Origin of the sequence: Methylobacterium sp. WL7 (assembly GCF_008040085.1) — a bacterium.
In the GTDB taxonomy this organism is placed as follows: domain Bacteria; phylum Pseudomonadota; class Alphaproteobacteria; order Rhizobiales; family Beijerinckiaceae; genus Methylobacterium; species Methylobacterium mesophilicum.
Map to the genome: position 1 here is coordinate 1 of NZ_VRVG01000050.1, position 20,112 is coordinate 20,112.

At 71.4% G+C, this 20,112-nt stretch carries 22 protein-coding genes and 1 pseudogene; 20 read left to right on the forward strand and 3 right to left on the reverse strand.

From position 1 onward, the window contains the following. From FV233_RS14570 to FV233_RS14580, 3 genes and pseudogenes are all read left to right on the forward strand, one after another. Positions 1-575, forward strand: a pseudogene (locus tag FV233_RS14570) (protein-glutamate methyltransferase); the annotation flags it as partial. Next, positions 575-1,183: a chemotaxis protein CheW gene (locus tag FV233_RS14575; RefSeq protein WP_147897871.1), complete on the forward strand. Its 609-nt coding sequence runs from the start codon at positions 575-577 to the stop codon at positions 1,181-1,183. The pseudogene FV233_RS14570 and the gene FV233_RS14575, both read left to right, overlap by 1 nt. Before the next feature lie 41 nt (positions 1,184-1,224). Beyond that, positions 1,225-2,898, forward strand: a complete 1,674-nt coding sequence (locus FV233_RS14580) for a methyl-accepting chemotaxis protein (protein WP_147897872.1) — start codon at positions 1,225-1,227, stop codon at positions 2,896-2,898. Positions 2,899-3,067: 169 nt separating this feature from the next. Here the strand turns inward: FV233_RS14580 and FV233_RS14585 are convergent, their stop codons facing one another. Beyond that, on the reverse strand, positions 3,068-3,904 hold the full coding sequence (locus FV233_RS14585; protein ID WP_147897873.1) for a porin family protein: 837 nt from the start codon (positions 3,902-3,904) through the stop codon (positions 3,068-3,070). 412 nt (positions 3,905-4,316) lie between these two features. Between FV233_RS14585 and FV233_RS14590 the strand changes: the two genes are divergently transcribed. Together FV233_RS14590 and FV233_RS30345 are read left to right on the forward strand one after the other, a co-directional pair. Then, positions 4,317-4,865, forward strand: a complete 549-nt coding sequence (locus FV233_RS14590) for a GAF domain-containing protein (protein WP_238261617.1) — start codon at positions 4,317-4,319, stop codon at positions 4,863-4,865. Positions 4,866-4,973: 108 nt separating this feature from the next. Next, complete coding sequence (locus FV233_RS30345) at positions 4,974-5,123, forward strand: hypothetical protein (protein ID WP_187277793.1); 150 nt, start codon at positions 4,974-4,976, stop codon at positions 5,121-5,123. Between the two features lie 27 nt (positions 5,124-5,150). On the opposite strand, the gene FV233_RS14595 is transcribed toward FV233_RS30345, so the two are convergent. Continuing rightward, positions 5,151-5,873, reverse strand: coding sequence for a trypsin-like peptidase domain-containing protein (locus FV233_RS14595; protein WP_238261647.1), 723 nt, complete (start codon positions 5,871-5,873; stop codon positions 5,151-5,153). A 529-nt stretch (positions 5,874-6,402) separates the two neighbouring features. Here FV233_RS14595 and FV233_RS14600 point away from each other — a divergent pair. From FV233_RS14600 to FV233_RS14665, 14 genes are all read left to right on the forward strand, one after another. Beyond that, on the forward strand, positions 6,403-8,286 hold the full coding sequence (locus FV233_RS14600) for a methanol/ethanol family PQQ-dependent dehydrogenase (protein WP_147897875.1): 1,884 nt from the start codon (positions 6,403-6,405) through the stop codon (positions 8,284-8,286). 127 nt (positions 8,287-8,413) lie between these two features. Beyond that, positions 8,414-9,319, forward strand: a complete 906-nt coding sequence (gene moxJ / locus FV233_RS14605; protein WP_147897876.1) for a methanol oxidation system protein MoxJ — start codon at positions 8,414-8,416, stop codon at positions 9,317-9,319. An 89-nt stretch (positions 9,320-9,408) separates the two neighbouring features. Continuing rightward, the gene (moxG, locus tag FV233_RS14610) at positions 9,409-9,975 is read left to right on the forward strand and encodes a cytochrome c(L), periplasmic (RefSeq protein ID WP_147897891.1); all 567 of its coding nucleotides are present in this window, start codon (positions 9,409-9,411) and stop codon (positions 9,973-9,975) included. A gap of 86 nt (positions 9,976-10,061) precedes the next feature. Then, positions 10,062-10,358, forward strand: coding sequence for a methanol dehydrogenase [cytochrome c] subunit (locus FV233_RS14615; RefSeq protein ID WP_187278110.1), 297 nt, complete (start codon positions 10,062-10,064; stop codon positions 10,356-10,358). Positions 10,359-10,548: 190 nt separating this feature from the next. Next, complete coding sequence (locus tag FV233_RS14620; RefSeq protein ID WP_147897877.1) at positions 10,549-11,580, forward strand: MoxR family ATPase; 1,032 nt, start codon at positions 10,549-10,551, stop codon at positions 11,578-11,580. After that, entirely contained in the window at positions 11,577-12,434 is an 858-nt protein-coding gene (locus FV233_RS14625; RefSeq protein ID WP_147897878.1) for a DUF58 domain-containing protein, read from the forward strand. Before FV233_RS14620 ends, FV233_RS14625 begins: the two co-directional genes overlap by 4 nt. A gap of 148 nt (positions 12,435-12,582) precedes the next feature. Next, positions 12,583-13,494 (forward strand): nonribosomal peptide synthetase MxaA, encoded by a 912-nt coding sequence (locus FV233_RS30350; RefSeq protein ID WP_187278111.1) that lies wholly within the window; start codon positions 12,583-12,585, stop codon positions 13,492-13,494. 4 nt (positions 13,495-13,498) lie between these two features. Continuing rightward, positions 13,499-14,554, forward strand: coding sequence for a vWA domain-containing protein (locus FV233_RS14635; protein ID WP_147897879.1), 1,056 nt, complete (start codon positions 13,499-13,501; stop codon positions 14,552-14,554). Further along, positions 14,551-15,138 carry an MxaK protein gene (locus tag FV233_RS14640; protein WP_147897880.1) on the forward strand — a complete coding sequence of 196 codons (588 nt, stop codon included), beginning with the start codon at positions 14,551-14,553 and terminating at the stop codon, positions 15,136-15,138. Before FV233_RS14635 ends, FV233_RS14640 begins: the two co-directional genes overlap by 4 nt. Further along, positions 15,135-16,169, forward strand: a complete 1,035-nt coding sequence (locus tag FV233_RS14645) for a vWA domain-containing protein (protein ID WP_147897881.1) — start codon at positions 15,135-15,137, stop codon at positions 16,167-16,169. The genes FV233_RS14640 and FV233_RS14645 overlap by 4 nt, the downstream gene beginning before the upstream one ends. A 2-nt stretch (positions 16,170-16,171) precedes the next feature. Next, positions 16,172-16,705: an SRPBCC family protein gene (locus FV233_RS14650; protein WP_147857932.1), complete on the forward strand. Its 534-nt coding sequence runs from the start codon at positions 16,172-16,174 to the stop codon at positions 16,703-16,705. Continuing rightward, positions 16,702-17,667, forward strand: coding sequence for a cytochrome D1 domain-containing protein (locus FV233_RS14655; protein ID WP_147897882.1), 966 nt, complete (start codon positions 16,702-16,704; stop codon positions 17,665-17,667). Before FV233_RS14650 ends, FV233_RS14655 begins: the two co-directional genes overlap by 4 nt. Then, complete coding sequence (locus FV233_RS14660) at positions 17,664-18,185, forward strand: MxaH protein (RefSeq protein ID WP_147897883.1); 522 nt, start codon at positions 17,664-17,666, stop codon at positions 18,183-18,185. Before FV233_RS14655 ends, FV233_RS14660 begins: the two co-directional genes overlap by 4 nt. Further along, entirely contained in the window at positions 18,182-18,868 is a 687-nt protein-coding gene (locus FV233_RS14665; protein ID WP_147897884.1) for a response regulator transcription factor, read from the forward strand. Before FV233_RS14660 ends, FV233_RS14665 begins: the two co-directional genes overlap by 4 nt. 161 nt (positions 18,869-19,029) lie before the next feature. Here FV233_RS14665 and FV233_RS14670 read toward each other — a convergent pair whose 3' ends face one another. Next, on the reverse strand, positions 19,030-19,296 hold the full coding sequence (locus FV233_RS14670; protein ID WP_147854118.1) for a hypothetical protein: 267 nt from the start codon (positions 19,294-19,296) through the stop codon (positions 19,030-19,032). A 177-nt stretch (positions 19,297-19,473) separates the two neighbouring features. Between FV233_RS14670 and FV233_RS14675 the strand changes: the two genes are divergently transcribed. Continuing rightward, a complete protein-coding gene (locus tag FV233_RS14675; RefSeq protein WP_147854117.1) occupies positions 19,474-20,082 on the forward strand; it encodes a PAS domain-containing protein in 609 nt (202 codons plus the stop codon). Positions 20,083-20,112 lie beyond the last annotated feature (30 nt).

Genomic DNA, 20,112 nt, shown 5'->3' on the forward strand with positions numbered 1-20,112 from the left:
AGCCGGAACCCCGCCCCCGACCGATCGAGGAACCGCACGGGGCACTTGAGACCGTGGTGGCGACCCTGGCGCAGCCGCGCCCGCCCGCGGTGGAGGTGGCCGAGCGTCCCCCTATCGATGTCGAGGCCGCCGACCCGGACGCGCCGGCCGGCGACCTCGCCCGCATCCGCGCGCTCGCCGATGCCGGGGAGACAGGCGCCGCCTGGCGGGTCCTGCGCGGCGCCCTGGTGCGCGATCCGACCGATCCGGCCCTGCGCTTCTACGAGGGCCTGCTCGCCCGTACCCTCGGCCGGGACGATGAAGCCGAGCGCGCGCTGCGGGCGGCGCTCTACCTCGACCGGGGCTTCGTGATGGCCCATTACCATCTCGGGCTGCTGCTGATCGGGCTCGGCAGGCCCGGCGAGGCGGCCCGCGCCCTCGACAACGCCATCGCGTTGAGCCAAGCCCTCGGGCCGAACACGCTCCTGCTCGAGGGCGATGGCGCCGCGGCCTCCGAGATCGCCGCCGGTGCCGCCGCCGCCCGCGCCGGGCTCGGGCCGGATCGTGGCCCTGACAGCGGCATCGGGAGCTCCTGATGGAAGCGCAGCCGAGTGCGCCGGATCGCGGCGGGCGCCCCAAGTCCGACCGGACGTTGCCCGACCGGGCGTTCAAGCCCGAACGGGACCTGAGGGCCGAGCGCGCCGCGGCGCTGGCCCGGCGCACTCTCGCCTCGGCCGGGCCGGAGGCCGGTATCGACCACCTCGTCTGCGCCTGCGGGTCCGAGCGCTACGGGCTGCCGCTCGCCGCGGTGGCGCAGGTGCTGCCGATGCGCCCCTGCACGCCGATGCCCGGGGCGGTGCCGGCGCTGCTCGGCCTGATCGCGCTGTCGGGCCGGATCGTCGGCGTCCTGGGGCTCGCCCGGGCGCTGGGCCGGCCGGAAGCCCCGCCCGAGGGGGAGCGCGGGGGCGGGCATCTCGTCGTGCTGCGCGGCGGCCCGACCCAACCCGTCGCCCTGGCGGTCGACCGGGTGCTGGGCATCGCCGCCGCTCCGGGCGCTTCCGCCGCCGGGCCGGCGGAGGATGCCGATCCGGCCGGATTGGGAAACGCCGCCGCTTCGGGTTATGCCCCCGCCTCGGCCGGCGACGGCCGACCGGATTTCGTCGTCGTCGACCTTCCCCGCCTCCTGCGCCGCGTGCTGCCCTAAAATCCCGTTCGCGCCCCCCTCCACCGGAGCCAGCCCCGACCGTGACGTTCTCGATCGGAAGACGCATCCTCCTCGGCTTCGTAGCGGTCACCGTGGTGATCGTGGCGCTCGGCTTCTACGCGCTGGAGCAGATCGGGGCGGTGCGCGACACCACCGACGCCATCGTTCGGCGCGACATGGCGGTGCTGCGCCAGCTCGACGACCTCGGCAACCAGGCCCGGGACCTCGGGCTCCTGCGCCGTAGCGCCGTGATCGCGATGCTGTCGCAGGCGCAAGGTCGGCCGACGCGCCCCGACGACACCGTGACGACCTGGCGCCGGACCGCCGCCCAGATCGAGAGCGGCCTGGCTGCCACGATGCAACTGGCCGGCGAATACCGGACCCAGTCGATAACCACCGAGCGCAACGCCGTCTGGGACCGGATCGCCAATGCGGCGGCGGAGGTGCAGCGCTCGTTCCGGGAGGTGCGGAGCGTCAGCGAGGCGCAGTTCGCCGCCATCGCCCGGCAGGACGTCGCCGGGGTCGAGGCGCGCAACGACGAGATCAGCCGGCTGCAGGCGCCGTTCCTGGGCGGCATCACGAACCTGCGCACCCTGCTCGACGGCGGCATGGCCCTGGGGCAGCGCGCGGCCCACGAGGTCTACGAGCGCTCGCGCCTGTCGATCTACCTGACGCTGGCCGCCGCCGTGCTGCTGGCGATCATCGTCACCTGGCTGATCCGGCAGGCGGTGGTGCGCCCGCTGGAGACCGTGATGGGCTTCGTCGAGCGGGTCGGCGACGGCGACCTCTCGGGGCGGCTCGACATGCGGGGCGGCGACGAGATCGCCCGTCTGGGGCGGACCCTGAACGCGATGGTGGACAACCTGTCCGACCTCGCCCGCACGAGCCGGGCGGCCACCGCCGACCTCAACGCGGCGGCGGCCGAGATCCGCGCCTCGGCGCAGCAGCAGGCGGCGTCGGTGGAGGAGCAGTTCGCCGCCGTGCAGGAGACCGCCGCCACGGTGGACGAGATCACCCATTCCGGCGCCCAGATCGGCAAGCGCGCCACCGAGGTGATCGCCACCGCCCAGGCCACGGCCCAGACCTCCCGGCAGGGCCTGCGCGCGGTCTCGGACACCGCCAAGGCGATGGACGCGATCCGCGAGCAGGCCGAGGCGGTGGCCGGCAACATCGTCAGCCTGTCGGAGAAGACCCAGACGATCGGGGACATCATCGAGACGGTCAACGACATCTCGGAGCGCACGCACCTGCTGGCGCTCAACGCCGCGATCGAGGCGGCGGCGGCCGGCGAGAGCGGGCGCAGCTTCGCCGTGGTGGCCTCCGAGATGAAGCTGCTGGCCGACCAGGCCAAGGCGGCCACCGGTCAGGTCCGGGGGATTTTGGGCGAGATCCAGCGGGGCATCAACACGTCGGTGATGCTGACCGAGGAGGCGGTCAAGCGCGCGGCGGCCGGCAAGACGCGCTCGGACACGACGCAGCGGACGATCGAGGAGATCACCGCGCGGGTGGAGGAGAACGTGCAGACGTTCCAGCAGATCGTGGCCTCGACCAACCAGCAGCAGCTCGGGATCGAGCAGGTGATGGGCGCGCTGCAGAACATCCGCCAGGCCAGCCAGCAGACCGCGGCCGGCACCCGCGAGGTCGAGGCGGCCTCGGCCAACCTCACCGAACTCGCCCAGGCCCTCATGGCCCTGGCCGAACGCTACCGGCACTGAGGGCCGGCGCCGGTCCCGGAAGCAACCCAGGCCGCGGGTCGCCTTCGTGCAATGAAAAACCCCGGGGGCCAGGGGCACCCGGGGTTCTGTACGACCTGAGCGGCCGGGCCGCCGAGGCGGCTCCCGGCCGAGACAACTCCCGGCCCGGAGGCCGGGAGCGTCGCGGGTCCTAGTACGAGCCGAACTTGTAGTTCAGGCCGGCGCGGACGACGGCGAACTCGTCGTCGCGGCGGCCGATGGCGCTGTAGGCCACCGGGACGAGGTTGGCGGCGTTGACCACCAGGGCGCCCTGGTTGCGGTTGCCGCGCTCCAGGTTGACGTACAGGCCTTCGATCTTGAACGTCACGGCCGAGGACCGGAAGAAGTTCAGGAACGACTCGGTGGGGAGGGCGAACTCGACGCCGCCGCCGACGGCGTAGCCGGTGCGGAAGCTGTCGTTGCCGGCGTAGCCGCCGAACGAGCGGTCGGCGCTGCCCGAGCCGTAGGCGAAGCCGCCGGTGCCGTACACGAGGGTGCGGTCGAAGGCGTAGCCGAGGCGGCCGCGCACGGTGCCGAAGTAGTCGAGGCTCGACAGGCCGCGCGGGTCGGTGACGTAGTAGCCCGGGGCGACGGCGCCGTTCACGAAGGCGTTGTTCCGGCTACGGCCGAAGTCGAGGTACTGGGCGTCGGCCTCGATGCCGACGACCACGCCCGAACCCGGGGTGAACTGGACGTTGTAGCCGATCTGCGCGCCGCCGGAGAAGCCGTCCTGGCTGCGGTTGCGGAAGGTGGCGGTGGTGCCGGGGACGGCGAACGGGGCCGGGACGCCGAAGGTGGAGTTGTTCGAGCGGCTGCTGGCGTCGAAGGCGTAGCCGGCGTTGAAACCAGCGTAGAAGCCGGTCCAGGTGAACACCGGCACCGGGGTGAACACGGGCGGCGGGGCGGCGCGGCGCGGCAGGTCGGCGGCCGAGGCGGCGCCGGTCAGGAGGGCCGTGGCGGCGCTCGCGAGAAGAAGCTTCTTGATCATCTGGTCCTCAATCTCCCGTTGATCGGGATGTGCCGGATGACAGGACGTGAGGACGGCCCGACGCGATAGTGCAGCTTTGCAACAGCGCCGGCGAAGGCTCCGAACCGGTGCCCGAAAACGTGCGCTGGCACACATCGAGGGTGCCAAAAGCCTCGGACTGCGCATTATTGGGCCAAATCTGCTGGCGGATAGAACTATTCCTCCACTCCGCCGACAGCTGTCCATCGTTAACTTGGCGGCAACATCCGCAGCCCGGCGGGCGGCGTGCCTCCGCGGTCGCGTCGCCTGCAGATTGCACGGCCAGGCAGGGTGCGGGCGTCACGTCCCGAAGGATGTCTCCGCGCGGGGCCTGCCGACGGCAATCGCCGCGTGCGGCGTGGACGATCCGGGCTACTTCCCGTAGCTTCGGGCCATGTCAGAGGCCCATTTCCCGCCCGATCCCGGGCTGGCGCGGGCAATCGACCGCCTGGCGGTCGCCCGGTCCATCGCGGACGTCGTGTCCATCCTGCGCGAGACGGCGCGGGACATCGTCGGCTCCGACGGGATCGCCGTGGTCCTGCGCGAGGGCGAGTCCTGTTTCTATGCCGCGGAGGACGCGATCGAGCCGCTCTGGTGCGGCCGCCGGTTCCCGCTCACCGCCTGCATCTCCGGCTGGGCGATGCTCAACGACCGGACCGCCGTGGTCCCGGATATCGAACTCGATGCACGATTGCCGGTCGAGGCCTACCGCGCCACGTCGATGCGCAGCCTGGTGATGGTGCCGATCGGGTCGCCCGAGCCGATGGCGGCGCTGGGTGCCTATTGGTGTGCGTCGGTGATCCCGGACGACGGTACGGTCTGCCGGATCGAGACGCTGGCCCGGCAGGCCGCGGTCGCGCTGGTTCGCCTGCGCGTCCCCTCGTATGCCGGGAGCCCGGTTTCGGCGCCGCGGCCCGTCGGTGAGGCCCGGCAGCCGCAGTGAGTCGCCGCCCGGGACGGACTGCGCGGCGGCGTCGCAGCGCGGATCGATCGCCGGCCCCGCGCCGTTTTCCGCCGGTCTCGACCCGCCCGGACGCCGCAAGCCAGCCTCATGAAGCGCCTCATCCTCATCGGCATCTTCGTCGCCCTGTTCGCCGGGATCATCGCGATCGCCGGCCGCTGGTCGATGGTCACGCCCGTCAATCCCGCGGTGGCGCCCGACACCTCCGCGACCCCGAACCCCACCGGGCAGCGCAAATGACGGGGCGCTGACGCCGCGGCGCCGCCCTCACCGGCGCCCGCCCGCCTCCGCGCGACCGCGGAGGGCGGCCAGAAGTCCGCCTTCGAACAGCAGCGCGGAGCCGTAGTGGAACTCGATGTCGAACCGGCTGCGGGAATTCATCGCCAGGGATGCGCTCTGCAGGGCGACGAGCCTGCCCGCCTCGTCGAACAGGCCTGAGCCCGATCCGCCGTAGCCGTCGTTGCAATCGTGGCGCGCGCGCCGGATCGCATCCTCGCTCGGCGGGTCGATCCGGCGGATCGCGCATCGCTCGAGGCTGCTCGGGCCCCGATAATTGCCGTGGCCGGCCGGGGACACCATGGTCACCGGCAAGGCGATGTCCCCGATCGGCAGATCCGGCGGATCCGGCAGCGGCTGCGGGACGGCCTCGGCCGGGCGGGTCAGGTGCAGGATCGCCCAATCGTCGGTGATGTGCAGGCCGTCCGCCCCGGGGGCGGTTCCCAGCACCAGGCTGTCGGGCTCGAAATCGTAGTTGCGGCCGTCGATCTGGAAGTAGCAATCCGCCACCGAGCGCGTGACCGCGAGGCGGCGGTCGCGGAAATTGTGGGCGTTCAACACCACGGTCGATGGATCCGCGATCAGCCAGGCCGCCGCGGCTTTTTGCGGCACCCCGTCGCGGCTGCGGCACCACAGGATGCCGGCACCCCTGAAACGGTCGAAATCGGCCCCGGTGAGGTCGCGGCGTCCGTCGTGCGGGTAGAGGGCGGCCATCCGGCGGGGCGGGCCGGCCCGGTCCTCCGATGGGGCTTTGTACCGGTCTTCGGCCCGGGCCGCACCGGCGAACGCCAGCAGGGCCGCGAGCAGCCGGATCCCGAGGCGGCCCGGAGCCGGGCGGACGGCTTTGCCGACGACCGGCATTTCCGCAGCAAAGCGCGCTCTGGACCGTATCGAGCCCATTCGTCGGCCCCGAAGACTGGAGGCCGAGGGTGAGCCCGGCCGGGAGCATTGTTGTGGGCAGGCACCGGGGGGCGGTCAAGCGGGCCGGGCGTATTACGCCCCTTCCCGGCGGCGTTGCCAAATTATCCCGACAACAAATGTCAGCTTGCCTGAAGACATCATCGGGCATTGGCGCATAAAACTGAAAGGTGACAAGATCTTAATAAGCAGATCATAAAGGTCGAATGTCTCTAAGTCGCAAATAAAGCTGACTATCGATGCGACCGACCGCGATCGATCTTGCACTGCAACAATCAATAGCCGCGCAGCCTGACGGCGAGGCGGCCTGGCGAGGAGATGCATCATGAGAAGGCTAGCGAGTTCCGTCTCGGCCCTGGCGATCCTGGCACTGGCGCCGGTCGGCCTTACGGGCGCGGTTTTCGCCAACGACAAGCTCATCGAGCAGTCGAAAAGCGGCGACAACTGGGTGATGCCCGGTAAGAACTACGACTCCGACAATTACAGCGACCTGACGCAGATCAACAAGACCAACGTCAAGCAGCTGAAGCCGGCCTGGACCTTCTCGACCGGCCTGCTCAACGGTCACGAGGGGGCGCCCCTGGTGGTCGACGGGAAGATGTACGTCCACACCTCGTTCCCGAACAACACCTTCGCGCTCGACCTCGACGATCCGGGCAAGATCCTGTGGCAGGACAAGCCGAAGCAGAACCCGGCCGCCCGGTCGGTCGCCTGCTGCGACCTCGTCAACCGCGGGCTGGCCTACTGGCCGGGCGACGGCAAGACGCCGGCGCTGATCCTGAAGACCCTGCTCGACGGCAACGTCATGGCGCTGAACGCGCAGACCGGCGAGACCGTCTGGAAGGTCGAGAACTCCGACATCAAGGTCGGCTCGACGCTGACGATCGCCCCCTACGTGGTGAAGGACAAGGTGATCATCGGCTCCTCGGGCGCCGAACTCGGCGTGCGCGGCTACCTCACCGCCTACGACGTGAAGACCGGCGCCCAGGTCTGGCGCGCCTACGCGACCGGTCCGGACGAGGACCTGCTGCTGGCCAAGGACTTCAACATCAAGAACGCCCATTACGGGCAGAAGAACCTGGGCACCTCCACCTGGGAGGGCGATGCCTGGAAGATCGGCGGCGGCACCAACTGGGGCTGGTACGCCTACGATCCGGGCACGAACATGATCTACTTCGGCACCGGCAACCCGGCGCCCTGGAACGAGACCATGCGTCCGGGCGACAACAAGTGGACGATGACGATCTTCGGCCGGGACGTCGACACCGGCGAGGCGCATTTCGGCTACCAGAAGACGCCCCACGACGAGTGGGACTATGCCGGCGTCAACGTGATGATGCTGTCCGAGCAGAAGGACAAGGACGGGAAGATGAGGAAGCTCCTCACCCACCCGGACCGCAACGGCATCGTCTACACCCTCGACCGCACGGACGGCTCGCTGGTCACGGCCAACAAGATCGACGACACCGTCAACGTGTTCAAGTCGGTGGACCTGAAGTCCGGCACGCCGGTGCGCGACCCGGAATACGGCACCCGGATGGATCACCTCGCCAAGGACATCTGTCCCTCCGCGATGGGCTACCACAACCAGGGGCACGATTCCTACGATCCGAAGCGCCAAGCCTTCTACATGGGCATCAACCACATCTGCATGGATTGGGAGCCCTTCATGCTGCCCTACCGGGCGGGCCAGTTCTTCGTCGGCGCGACGCTGAACATGTATCCGGGCCCGAAGGGTGACCGGCAGAACTACGAAGGTCTCGGCCAGATCAAGAGCTACAACGCGATCACGGGTAAGTTCAACTGGGAGAAGATGGAGCGCTTCGCGGTCTGGGGCGGCACCACCGCCACCGCCGGAAACCTCGTCCTGTACGGGACGCTCGACGGTTTCATCAAGGCCCGCGACTCCGACAACGGCGACCTGCTCTGGAAGTTCAAGCTGCCGTCCGGGGCGATCGGCTACCCGATCACCTACACCCACAAGGGTACCCAGTACGTCGCCATCTACTACGGCGTCGGCGGCTGGCCGGGCGTAGGCCTGGTGTTCGACCTGCAGGATCCGACCGCCGGCCTCGGCGCGGTCGGCGCCTTCAAGAAGCTCGCCAACTACACCCAGATGGGCGGCGGCGTGGTGGTGTTCTCGCTGGACGGCAAGGGCCCGTACGACGACCCGAACGTCGGCGAGTACGCGCAGCACGCCGCAAAGTAAGCCGCGCCTGATCCGCGCGTCATAGCGCGCGACCGCTCTGCCGCCCCGCTCGGGCGGCGGAGCCCCGGCTCGGCGGACCCGGCCCACGGGGCGCCCCCCGACAAGGCTCATTGAGGGAAACGATACCATGCCGCTCCTCGGCGGACTCCTTCGCGCGGCGACCTGCGCCGCAGCTCTGCTCGCCCTGGCGATCCCGGCCCAGAACGCCCGGGCTCAGGAATCCGAGGCCCAGGCCATCCAGTCCGCGCCCGGCAAGGCCGCGGCCGCGCCCAAACCCGACCCGTCCATCCTGCGGATCTGCGCCTCCGAGAAGCAGCCGCCGCTGTCCATGCGGGACGGCTCCGGGCTCGAGAACCGCGTCGCGGCCGCGGTGGCGGAGGCGATGGGGCGCAAGCCGGTGTTCGTCTGGCTCGACAAGCCGGCGATCTACCTGGTGCGCGACGGGCTGGAGAAGCGGACCTGCGACGTGGTGGTCGGGCTCGACAGCGACGACCCGCGGGTGCTGGCCACCAAGCCCTATTACCGCAGCGGCTACGTCTTCATCACCCGCGCGGACAAGGACCTCGACGTGAAGTCGTGGTCGGACCCGCGCCTCAAGACGGTCGACCACATGGTCGTCCCCCTGGGCTCGCCGGGCGAGGCGATGCTGAAGGATATCGGCCGCTACGAGGAGGACATGGCCTACCTCTACTCGCTGGTCGGCTTCCGCGCGCCGCGCAACCAGTACACGCAGATCGATCCGGCCCGGATCGTCAGCGAGGTCGCCAACGACAAGGCGGATGTGGGCGTCGCCTTCGCCCCCGACGTGGCCCGCTACGTCAAGGACTCGACCGTGCCCCTGCGCATGACGCTCGTGCCCAACGACACGGTGAGCAGCGACGGCCGCAAGATGCCGCAGAGCTTCGACCAGTCCATGGGCGTGCGCCGGGACGACACGGCGCTCCGCGACGCCCTCGACGTCGCCATCGTCAAGGCCAAGCCCCGGATCGACGCGATCCTGAAGCAGGACGGCGTGCCGGTGGCCACCAACTGACCCTCGCCGCGCGGCCGGCGAGCGAGCGCCGCGCGATCCAGTCCCCGTGAAGCGAATGTGAGATGACGAAGACTGCACGTATCCGGTTGATGATCCTGGCCGGCGCCGCCTCGGCGCTCTGCGCGGCCGCCGTGATGGCCCAGCCGCAATCGGGGCCGCAATCCGGCCTGATCTTCCGCAACACCATCACCGGGGAGCCGCTGGACCTCGCCGAGGGCAAGCCCGGCGGGCGCGATACCAAGGCGGTCCAGACCTTCTTCCAGAATGGGAAGAACCTGTACATCGACGACAAGGCGTGCCTGCGCAACGGCGAGAGCCTGTACCTGACCTCCTGCTCCGGCTGCCACGGCCATCTCGCCGAGGGCAAGGTCGGGCCCGGCCTCAACGACAATTACTGGACCTATCCCGCCAACACCGAAGATACCGGCCTGTTCGCGACGATCTGGGGCGGCGCCAACGGCATGATGGGCCCGCACAACGAAGACCTGAACCCGGACGAGGCGCTGCAGGTCATCGCCTGGATCCGGCATCTCTATACCGGCCCGGTCCAGGATGCCGCCTGGCTGACCGACGAGCAGAAGAAACACTACACGCCTTTCAAGGAAGGCGAGACTTTCGCCAAGGACGCGCCCGGCCAGTGCAAGCCGCTGGAGTGAGCGTCCGCGCGGAGCAGCGCCCGGCCGAGCCGGCGCCAAAGAACGGCCCGTCGGGCCGCCCTGGGAGCGAACGCAAGGAGTCGACGATGCGCAACAGAATCATGATCACCGCCGCGATGGTGGCCGCGGGGGCGTTCAGTGCCCTGCCGGCGCTGGCCTATGACGGGCAGACCTGCAAGGCGCCGGGCAATTGCTGGGAGCCGAAGCCCGGCTTCCCCGAGAAGGTCGCGGGATCGAAGTACGACCCGAAGCACGACCCCAAGGAAGTCGGCAAGCAGGCGGAATCCATCAAGCAGATGGAAGAGCGCAACCGCAAGCGTATCGAGAATGCCAAGAAGACCGGCAAGTTCGAGTACGACGTCAGCAAGCTCTCGGCGAACTGATCCGGGTTTCCAAAGGGCAAGCCCTTTGGCGGGGTTCGGGGGCGGAGCTCCTGAGTGAACGGGGCTTTGCCCCGCCGCAGGGCTCCGCCCTGCACCCGCAAAAGGTCCGAGACCTTTTGAAACCCCGACGTTTCGCCTTTTCCGGCCGGTCTCTCCCTGAGGCCGGCCGCCTTGTCCCGGAACCAGCGCGATGAACACGCTCCACCCCGGCGACGCGACGCTCACCGACTGGCGGGCCTCGGCCGCCCGCTTCGAGGCGGAGGTCGCCAAGGCGGTGGTCGGCCAGGCGCGGGTCATCCGCCTGGTCACCACGGCGATCTTCGCCCGCGGCCACGTCATGCTGGAGGGCGATGTCGGCGTCGGCAAAACCACCCTGCTGCGGGCGGTGGCCCGGGCCCTCGGGGGCGCCTACGAGCGCGTCGAGGGCACGGTCGACATGATGCCGACCGACCTGATCTACCACACCTACCTCGCCGAGGACGGCCGTCCGCGGGTCGAGCCGGGGCCGGTCCTGCGGCAGGCCGAAGACCTGGCGGTGTTCTTCTTCAACGAGATCAACCGGGCGCGCCCGCAGGTCCATGCGCTGCTCCTGCGCATCATGGCGGAGCGCAGCGTCTCGGCCTTCGCCCGGGAGTACCGGTTCCCCAATCTCCAGGTCTTCGCCGACCGCAACCGGGTCGAGCGCGAGGAGACCTTCGAGTTGCCCGCCGCCGCCCGCGACCGCTTCCTGATGGAGATCGGGATGGACGCGCCCCGCGACCCGGAGGCAAGGCGCGCGCTGGTGTTCGATCCGCGCTTCCACGACACCGACCGACTGATCGGCGAGGTGGCCGAGGGCGTGCTCGACCAGGCTCGCCTCGGCGCCATCGCCAGCGCGATCCAGGTGGCGATCCAGGCCTCCCCGGAAATCGAGACCTACGTGGTCGGGCTCTGGGACGCGCTCGTGCGCCCGGCCGAAGCCGGGATCCGGCTGTCCGGGATCGACATGACGCGCCTGGTCCAGGGCGGCGCCTCGCCGCGCGGGCTCGCCTTCCTAGTCCGGGCGGCCCGGGTGCGGGCCTGGCTCGAAGGGCGGGACTGGCTGGTGCCGGAGGATGTCCGGGCGGTCTTCCCCGAGGTGATGGCGCACCGCATCTTCCTGGAGCCGGTCCACGAGATGCGCCGTGCCGAGATCGTCCCGGACCTGTGCCGGGCGGTGTTCGAGACGGTGCCGGCACCATGACCGGGGCGCCTTCGGCCGACATCGTCTACCTGCCGCGCTGGCGTCCGCGGGGACGTCGCTTCGGGGCGCATCGCGGCCAGGAGGCCGGCGGACTGGGCACCTTCCGGGACCAGGTTCCGTTCCTGACCCTGCCGGATGCGCGCCGGATCGACCTGCGTGCGAGCCTGCGCGACCCGTTCGAGGGCGTGCATGTCCGGCGCTTCGAGATGCGCAACGCCGTCGAGGTCTGGGCACTGGTCGACCTCTCGGCCTCGATGCGCTTCCAGGGCGCCGGCGACCGCCTCCGTCTCGCGGGGGACCTCTGCGCCGGGCTCGCCGCCTCGGCGACCCGGATCGGCGACGGGTTCGGGGTGATCGGCTGCGACCGCACAATCCGGGCGGACCTCTACCTGCCGGCGACCCGTCGGCGCGGACCGGCCCTCGACATGGCCGGCCGGATCGCGGCGGCACGCTGCGACGCGGCCGACGCGGAGGGCTTGCTGGAGGCCGCGCGCCTTCTGTTCGGCCGGCCGCGGCTGGTCTTCCTGGTCTCCGATTTCCGCTGGCCGCAGGCCCTGATCGAGCGGGTCTTCGCGGCGCTCGCGCTCCACGACACGGTCCCGGTGCTGCTCGCCGACAGCGCCGAGGATGTGGGCTTGCCGGATTGGGGGCTCGCCGAACTCGACGACCTCGAAGGCGCCGGCCGCCGCCTCGTATTCCTGCGCCCGGCCCTGAAGCGACGCTGGATCGCCCGCGAGCAGGACCGGCGCGAGGCCCTGCACAGAACCGCCGCGGCGTCCTCGGCGCGGGCGCCGTTCCACCTGGTCGACCGCTTCGACGCGCAGGCGCTGACCCGCCATCTGCTGGTCACCTGAGATGGTTGGCGTTTCCAGCGAAGGTGGTGGTTTCAAAAGGTCCGAGACCTTTTGCGGGTGCAGGGCGGAGCCCTGCGATCGGGCGAAGCCCAAGGCATCAGGGCTCCGCCCCGATACCCCGCCGAAGGGCTTCGCCCTTCGGAAACCCATGATTGCGGCCTGCTGCGCATTGCTGCTTCTGCTCCAGGCCGGCGCCGCCGTGGCGCAGGTGCGCTCCGTCGAGGTGCGGGTGCCGCGCGCCTTCGGGTATTTCGTGGGCGACCTCGTCCGGGCCCAGGCCGACATCGCGGTGGATCCCGGCTTCACGCTGCAGCGCGCCTCCCTGCCGGCGCCGGGACCCCTGACCTACTGGCTGGACCTGCGCGACATCACCGTCGAGGAGAGCCCCGGCCGGGTCCGGCTGCATCTCACCTACCAGACCTTCTATGCCGCGCTGGATGCCCGCCAGGTCGCGATCCCGGGTTTTTCCGTCTCCCTGGAGAGCGCGGCCGCGGGCGGCACGACCTCGGCCAAGGCCGAGATCCCCGGCTGGTCGCTCGGGGTCTCGCCCCTGCGGGAGGTCCAGCCGGAGAAGCACGACGACCCGGCCGAGTATCTGCGGCCGGACGGGCGCGTCCCCCGGCTCGATCCGCTTCCGGACCTGTGGGCCGCCCTCGCGGCCCTCGGGGCAGCCGTGCTGGCGCTCGCCGCGCTCGGGTACGATCGGGGCTGGTTCGCCCGGCCTGGGCGCCCCTTCGCCCGGGCCGCCCGCGCCCTGCGGCGCCTCGCCAGAACTGCCAACACCGCCGATGACCGGGACGGTGGTTATCGCGAGGCCCTGCGCCTGGTCCATCGCGGCCTCGACGAGACCGACGGGCGCCGTGTGCTGGCCGACGATCTCCCGGCCTTCCTCGACCGGCATCCGGCCTTCCGCCCGGAGGAGCCCGCGCTGGCCCGCTTCTTCGACGCCTCCCGCCGGGCCTTCTTCGGCCGCGAACTCGAGGCGGCCCGGGCGCACCTGCCCTGGGCCGAGGTCGAGGCCGGCCTGCGCCGGCTCGCCGCCGCCGAGCGGGAGGCCTGAGGCGATGCCGTTCGGATCGCTTCCGCTCGGGGCCGCGTCGCCCGCCTGGCTGTGGCTGCTGCCGCTCGCGCTCGTGCCGCTCCTCGCCGCGGGGAGCCGGCGGGTTCCCGTTCCCGCGCTCGCGGCGGCGCCCGCCGATGCGCCGTCCCGCTGGATCGCCCGGCTGCTGCGGGGCGCCGGCATGCTCGCCATCGCGAGCCTGATCGTGGCGCTCGCGGGCCCCTACGGTGCCGGCGCGCCGGTGACCCGCATCGGCATCGGCGCCCAGATCTCGATGCTGATCGACCGCTCCGGCAGCATGAACGAGACCTTCGCGGGGCGGCAGCCCTCGGGCGCGGAGGAATCGAAGGCCGCCGCGTCCCGGCGCCTGCTGGCGGATTTCGTCGGCGCCCGGGCGCACGACCTGTTCGCCGTCACGGCTTTCTCGACCGCGCCGATGCTGGTGATGCCGATGACCGACCGGCACGCCGCCGTCCGTGCCGCCATCGCGGCGATCGACCGGCCCGGCCTCGATTACACCAACGTCGCCCGCGGCCTCGCCATGGCGCTGTCGCAATTCGCTCCGGAGAGCAGCGGCTCCCGCGTCCTGCTGTTCATCTCCGACGGCGCCGCGGTCATCGATCCGCGGGTGCAGGACGCCCTGCGGGCCGCGTTCACCAAGCTGCACCCGAACCTGTACTGGCTGTTCCTGCGCACCAAGGGATCTCCGTCGATCAACGACCGGCCCGCCGGGGAGGACACCCCCCAGGCCGCCCCGGAGCGCCATCTCGACCTGTTCTTCAGGAGCCTCGGTGTGCCCTACCGGGCCTTCGAGGCCGAGGGCGCCCCGGCGGTCGCCGCCGCCATCGCGCAGATCGCCGCCCTGGAACGGAACCCGATCCCCTATATCGAGCCCCGGCCCCGCCGTGACCTGACAGGGATCGCCTACGGGTTCGCGGGGCTTGGGCTCATTTTGCTCGTCCTGGCGGCCCTGGCCGAGGCGGATTTTTCGGCTGCGAGCGCTCGGTCTCGCGTGTCACGGGAGCAGGCGCCCGCACCGGATCTCAGGAGGGCGGCGTGACGCGCCCGACCGTGAATCTGCACCGCCTCTGGGGCCGGATCCGGCCGCGGCTCCTCCTGACCCTGCCGGCGCTGCTCGGCCTCGCGGCGCTGGGCTTCGGCGTGTCCGCCTGGCGGGCGGATGCCGCCAACCGGAGCATCGCCGCCCTCGACGCCGGCACGGATCTCGACCCCGGGACCGGGGCGCCGGCGCCGGTCCTGGTGGCGCGGGTCGGGTATCTCGCGGGGCACGGGCGCCTGGTGGAAACCGAGCCGCTGGTCGCCGCCCTCGACCGGGCGGGGGCCGCCGACGCCGCGTCCCGCGCGCGCTACCGGGTCGCCAACGCCAGGATGCGCGAGGCCTTCGGGCTCCTGACCCGCGGCGCCATCGACAAGGCCGGCCCGCAGGTGACCCTGGCCCGCCAGGAGTACCGGCGGGCGCTGCGCGACCGGCCGGATTTCTGGGACGCGAAGTTCAACCTCGACGTCGCCTCGCGGCTGATCCGCGATTTTCCGGAGTTCGACCGCGCCGGCGGCGACGAGCTGCGCGCCGAGCCAAAGCAGATCTGGACCGATATCCCCGGGCAGCCGAGGGGCGGACCATGAGCCGGCAAACAGTTCTCAAAAATCTGCCGCTCGCCCGCAACCTGGGCGGCCGCCGCTTCCAGGCGCTGGCCCTCGCGCTCGTGCTGGTGATCGCCGCCCTCGTAGTACCGGCGCTCCCGGTGACCCGCGCGGGCGTCGCGGTGCTGGCCGTGATGGACATCACCGGCTCGATGAACGTGCGCGACTACGCGCGCGACGGCCGCCCGGAGAGCCGTCTGGAGACCGCCAAGGCGGCCCTGCGCCGGATGGTGGCGGACCTGCCCTGCGGCTCGCGGGTGGCGCTGGCGCTGTTCACAGAGCGGCGGCCGTTCCTGCTGTTCACCCCCGTGGAGGTCTGCGCCGACTTCGCGCCGCTGGACGGCGCGCTGGCGGCGATCGACTGGCGGATGGCCTGGGAGGGTGACAGCCGCGTCGCCGCCGGGCTGTATCGGGCGGTCGAGATGGCCGCCGGCCTCGGCACGGATCTCCTGTTCGTCACCGACGGCCAGGAGACGCCGCCGCTCCCCGGCGGCCGCATCCCGCCCTTCGAGGGCAAGCCCGGTGTGGTGCGGGGCCTGATCGTCGGCGCGGGTGCCTACGGCCTGTCGCCGATCCCGCGCTTCGACGAGCGCGGCCGCGAGCGCGGCTTCTACGCCGAGACCGACGTGCAGCAGGAGAACCGGTTCGGCCCCCCGCCGGCCGATGCCGAGTCCCGTGCCGGCTACAATCCGCGCAACGCCCCGTTCGGGGCCGCCGCCGCCGTGGGCAGCGAGCACCTGTCCTCCGTGCGCGAGGACCACCTGAAGCAACTCGCCGCGAGCACGGGCCTGGCCTACGCGCATCTCGACGGGGCCGGCGGGCTCGACCGCCCCCTGATCGCGGCCGGGACGCCGCGCCCGCTGCCGGGCCGCATCGATCCGCGCCCCGTCCTCGGCGGCTTGGCGCTCGCCCTCGTGCTCGGCACTCTGCTCGCGGCACCGCTGCGCAGCCTTCTGCGCCGCGCCGCCGCGTCCCTCTCCACCACCAACCTCACGCGTTTCCGGAAAGCCTGACCATGCGTCGCGTCCTCGCCACCCTCGCCATCCTGTTCGCTGCCGGCACGGCCTCGGCTCACGGCCCGACACCCCAGAAGGTCGATCAGACCATCACGATCCGGGCGGATCCGGACGCGGTCTGGAAGGTGGTTGGGCCGTTCGGCGGCATCGGCGCCTGGCATCCGGACGTGGCCAAGGTCGAGGCCACCGGGGGCGACGGTTCGGGCGCCATCCGCAAGGTCACGCTGAAGCGCGGCGGCACCCTGGTCGAGGGCCTCGACGAGTGGAAGGGAGCCGAGCGCACCTATTCCTACCGCATGTCCGATCCCGATCTCGACGCGCTGCCGGTCTCGTCCTACTCGGCGACCGTCACGGTGACGCCGGAGGGCGATGGCGCCAAGGTCGAGTGGATGGGCCGGTTCTACCGGGGCGATACCGGCAACGAGCCGCCCGAGAATCTGAGCGATGCCGCCGGCAAGGAGGCGATGAACCGCTACTTTGCCGAGGGGCTCAAGGGCCTGAAGGCGAAGCTGGAGAGCGGGCCGCAGCGATGAGGCCGGTGCGGCGCCTGATCCTGCTCGCGGGCCTGTCCCTCGCCGCCGGGCCGGCGGCGGCGGACTCGGTCTGGGTCGCGAGCCAGCAGGGCGCCCGCGTCACCCGGGTCGCGGGTCCGGACGGTGCACAACAGGTCGCCCCGGTGGCAATCGCGGTGGCGCCGTCGCCCGCCGTGGTCGCGGCCGGTCCCGGAGGGCAGCTCTATCTCAGCCATCCTGACGGCAAGGCTGTCACGGTGATCGCTCCGGATGGGGCGATGCGGCAATGGCCGGTCTCCGGCCAGGCCTTCGGACTCGCGGCGGACCCGGACGGGCGCGGCCTCTATGTCGGCGACTGGTCCGGCAACCGGGTGCTGCGTATCTCCACGCAGACCGGCGCGGTCGAGGCGGAGGTGGCGGTCGGGCGCGATCCGGCCGGGCTCACCGTCGGTGGCGCAGGTCGGCTCTACGTGGCCGAGCGCGAGGGCCGGAGCGTCGGCGTGGTCGAGACCGCCGGGATGACCCGGATCGCCGGCATCCCGGTGGGCGATGGGCCCTTCGCCCTGGCCTACGACCCGGTCCGCGACCGGCTCTACGTGGCCAACGTGCGCAGCAACGACCTCAGCGTCGTCGACGCCGCAACGCTCAGGCCCGTCGCCACGATACCGGTCGGGGCGAGCCCCTACGGCGTCGCCGTCAGCCCGGACGGGCGCCGGGTGGTCGTCACCAACCAGCATGCCGGCACCGTCTCGGTCGTCGATGCCGACGCGCTGACGGCGGTCGCCACGATTCCGGTGGGCCGCTATCCCGAAGGTGTGGCGATCCTCGGTGGACGCGCCTACGTGGCGAACTGGTTCTCCGACGACGTCTCCGTGGTCGACCTCGCGGCGCTGAAGCAGACCGGCCGGATCCCGGTGGCCGAGGGCCCGCGCACCGTGGTGGCGCAGCGTCAGGGGCCTGTCGCCGCGGAGGCCGGCCGGTGAGGCGGGACCTCGCCAGCCTGGTGGCCGCCGGACTCGTGCTCGCCGCCTGCGACCGGGCCCAGGAATCGGGATCGGAGGAGGGGCAGGCCGTGGTGGCGCGGACCGCGGAGAGCGAGTTGCCGGCCTGGTTGTCCCCCACGGACGGGACGGACCCGGCGCGCTGGCTCGCCGGCCGGGAGGCCGGACACCCGGTGCCGGCCGGGTCCGAGCCCGTCCGGGCACTTCAGGATGCCCTGGCCGAGGCCCGGACCAGTTTCATCGAGGACCCGCGCATGATCGCCAACCGCACGGCCCAGCTCGGGCAGATGCTGGCCGAAATCGGCAAGACCGAGCGATACGCGCTGCTGCTGACCGGCTTCAGCGCGGTCGTGGCCCGCCGCGGTCGCCATAAGAGTCTCTACGGAGAGATGTGCCAGCACTACTTCAACACCCGTACCAGGGGCGTCGACCACGCCGCCGCCCTGGCGCTGCTCGCCGACCGGTTCGCGCCGGGCCTCAAGTCCGGGGCGGCGCCATGAGTGCCGCGCCGGGACTCGCTCAGCACGCGGCGAGGCCCACCGCCCGGCCGCGCGATCTCCTGATCGTCGACGACCACCCGATCGTCCTCCAGGGCTTCCGGCTCCTGGCCGAGGAGGCCGGGATCGCACGCGTTCACGAGGCCCGGGACATCGTCGCCGCCTACCGCACGTTCCACCGCCACCGGCCGGCCGTGGTGGTGACCGACCTGAGCTTCCGGGACGACGGCCTGTCCGGCCTGTCGCTGATCCGCCGGATCCGCGCGCTGGAGCCGGGCGCGCGCATCCTCGCGCTCAGCATGCACCGGGACCCGGTCATCGTGGCGCGGGTCCTGGAATGCGGGGCGCTGGGATTCGTCCTGAAGGATGCGCCGGCCGCGTCCTTCCTCGATGCGCTGGAGGCGGTCGCCAACGGCCGCTCCTACCTGCCCCACGACATCGCCATCGAGATCGCGATGCTGAATGCGGGTGCGCGCGACCTGCCCCTGGCGAACCTGACCAGCCGGGAGATGCAGATCCTGGTGCTGATCGGGAAGGGTAAGTCGTACGACGAGATCGCCGAGATCCTGACGCTCAACTACCGCAGCGTCGTGAACGCCACCGCGGCGCTGCTGTGCAATCTTTGCGTCGGCAGCACGGCCGAGCTCATGCGGATCGCCGCGTCGCAGGCCCGGTCTCTGCCCTGAGGGCACCGGGCCGCACCGGCCGAGACACCAGCCCCGTCTTGGTCCATCGAGATCGTCCGGCGCGACATGATGGGTCCGCGCGCCTGCGCCGTCCGGGCCTGATCCGAACGGCGCGCGCGGGTCGAACCGAGCGCGCCGCCGATCGTTGCGGGCAGCGCGCCTCACGGGGAGGCGGAATCCACCAAAGCCCGTACGCGGGCGACGACGTATCGGCGCGCCTCGGGGCTGGCCCGCAGCAGGTAGCACCGGACGAGATCGAGGAGGGCCGCGGCGGCCGGATCCTCGTGCGCCCCCGGCGTCTCGGCGTCCGGCGCCGATGCGAAGAAGCTGGAGACCGGCACGCCTAGCACCCGCGCGATGTCGCCGAGGGAGCTTCCGTGCGGTGCGATGCGGTTCGGCGTGCCGGACGGCTTGGAATCGTCACACATGAGCGGTCCGGCCCGGTTCGGGCTCTGTCGAGTGGGCGGAGCGACGGCTCCTGCGGTTCAACCAGCCTGCGACGCGAACGCCTCCCGAGCCGATCATGAAATTTTCGACAGGTTCTCGGATGAAATGGTACTCTCTCGCACCAGATCCTCCGGGTGCGGCGAAGCGGGATCAAGACGATGGGACAGCGCTCGAAGACGCCGGTCAATGCGATCGACGGCTTCAGTGAACCGCTCGACCGGCTCCGCGCCGCCCTCGAGGCGTCGTGCGTGGTTGGTGTCTGGGACTGGGACATCGTCCGTGGAACGGTGGTGTATGATGCCGGCGCCGCGCGGCTTCTGGCCGGCGACCCCGCCTTGGCGGAGAAGGAACTCGACGGCCTCACCAGCATGGCCGCGGTGCACCCCGCCGACCACGCCTGGCTGCTCGATCACGTCCAGTCCGCGTCGAAGACGGGCGGCCTGGTGGTCGCGGAGTACCGGGTCGTCGCCCAGGACGGCACGGTGCGCTGGCTGCTCAGCCGGGGCCGGACGTTCAAGGACGCGAACGGGCGGGCGGTCCGCTCCCGGGGCATCATCATCGACATCACCGAGATGCATCAGGGCAGCGAGCGCTACGTCTTCAGCAACCTGTCGGCCCCGGTCGATTCGCTGGAGCGGGCGGCCGACCTGGCCATCGAGCTCAAGCGCACCCTCGAATCCGACACCCCGCCCGAGATCCGGGCCGCCACGGACGTGCTGCTGATGAGCCTCGGCCGCGCGATCGCGCGAACCAGCGGGAACCGCTGAACCGCGCCGGTACTGGGCAGCATGATCGTG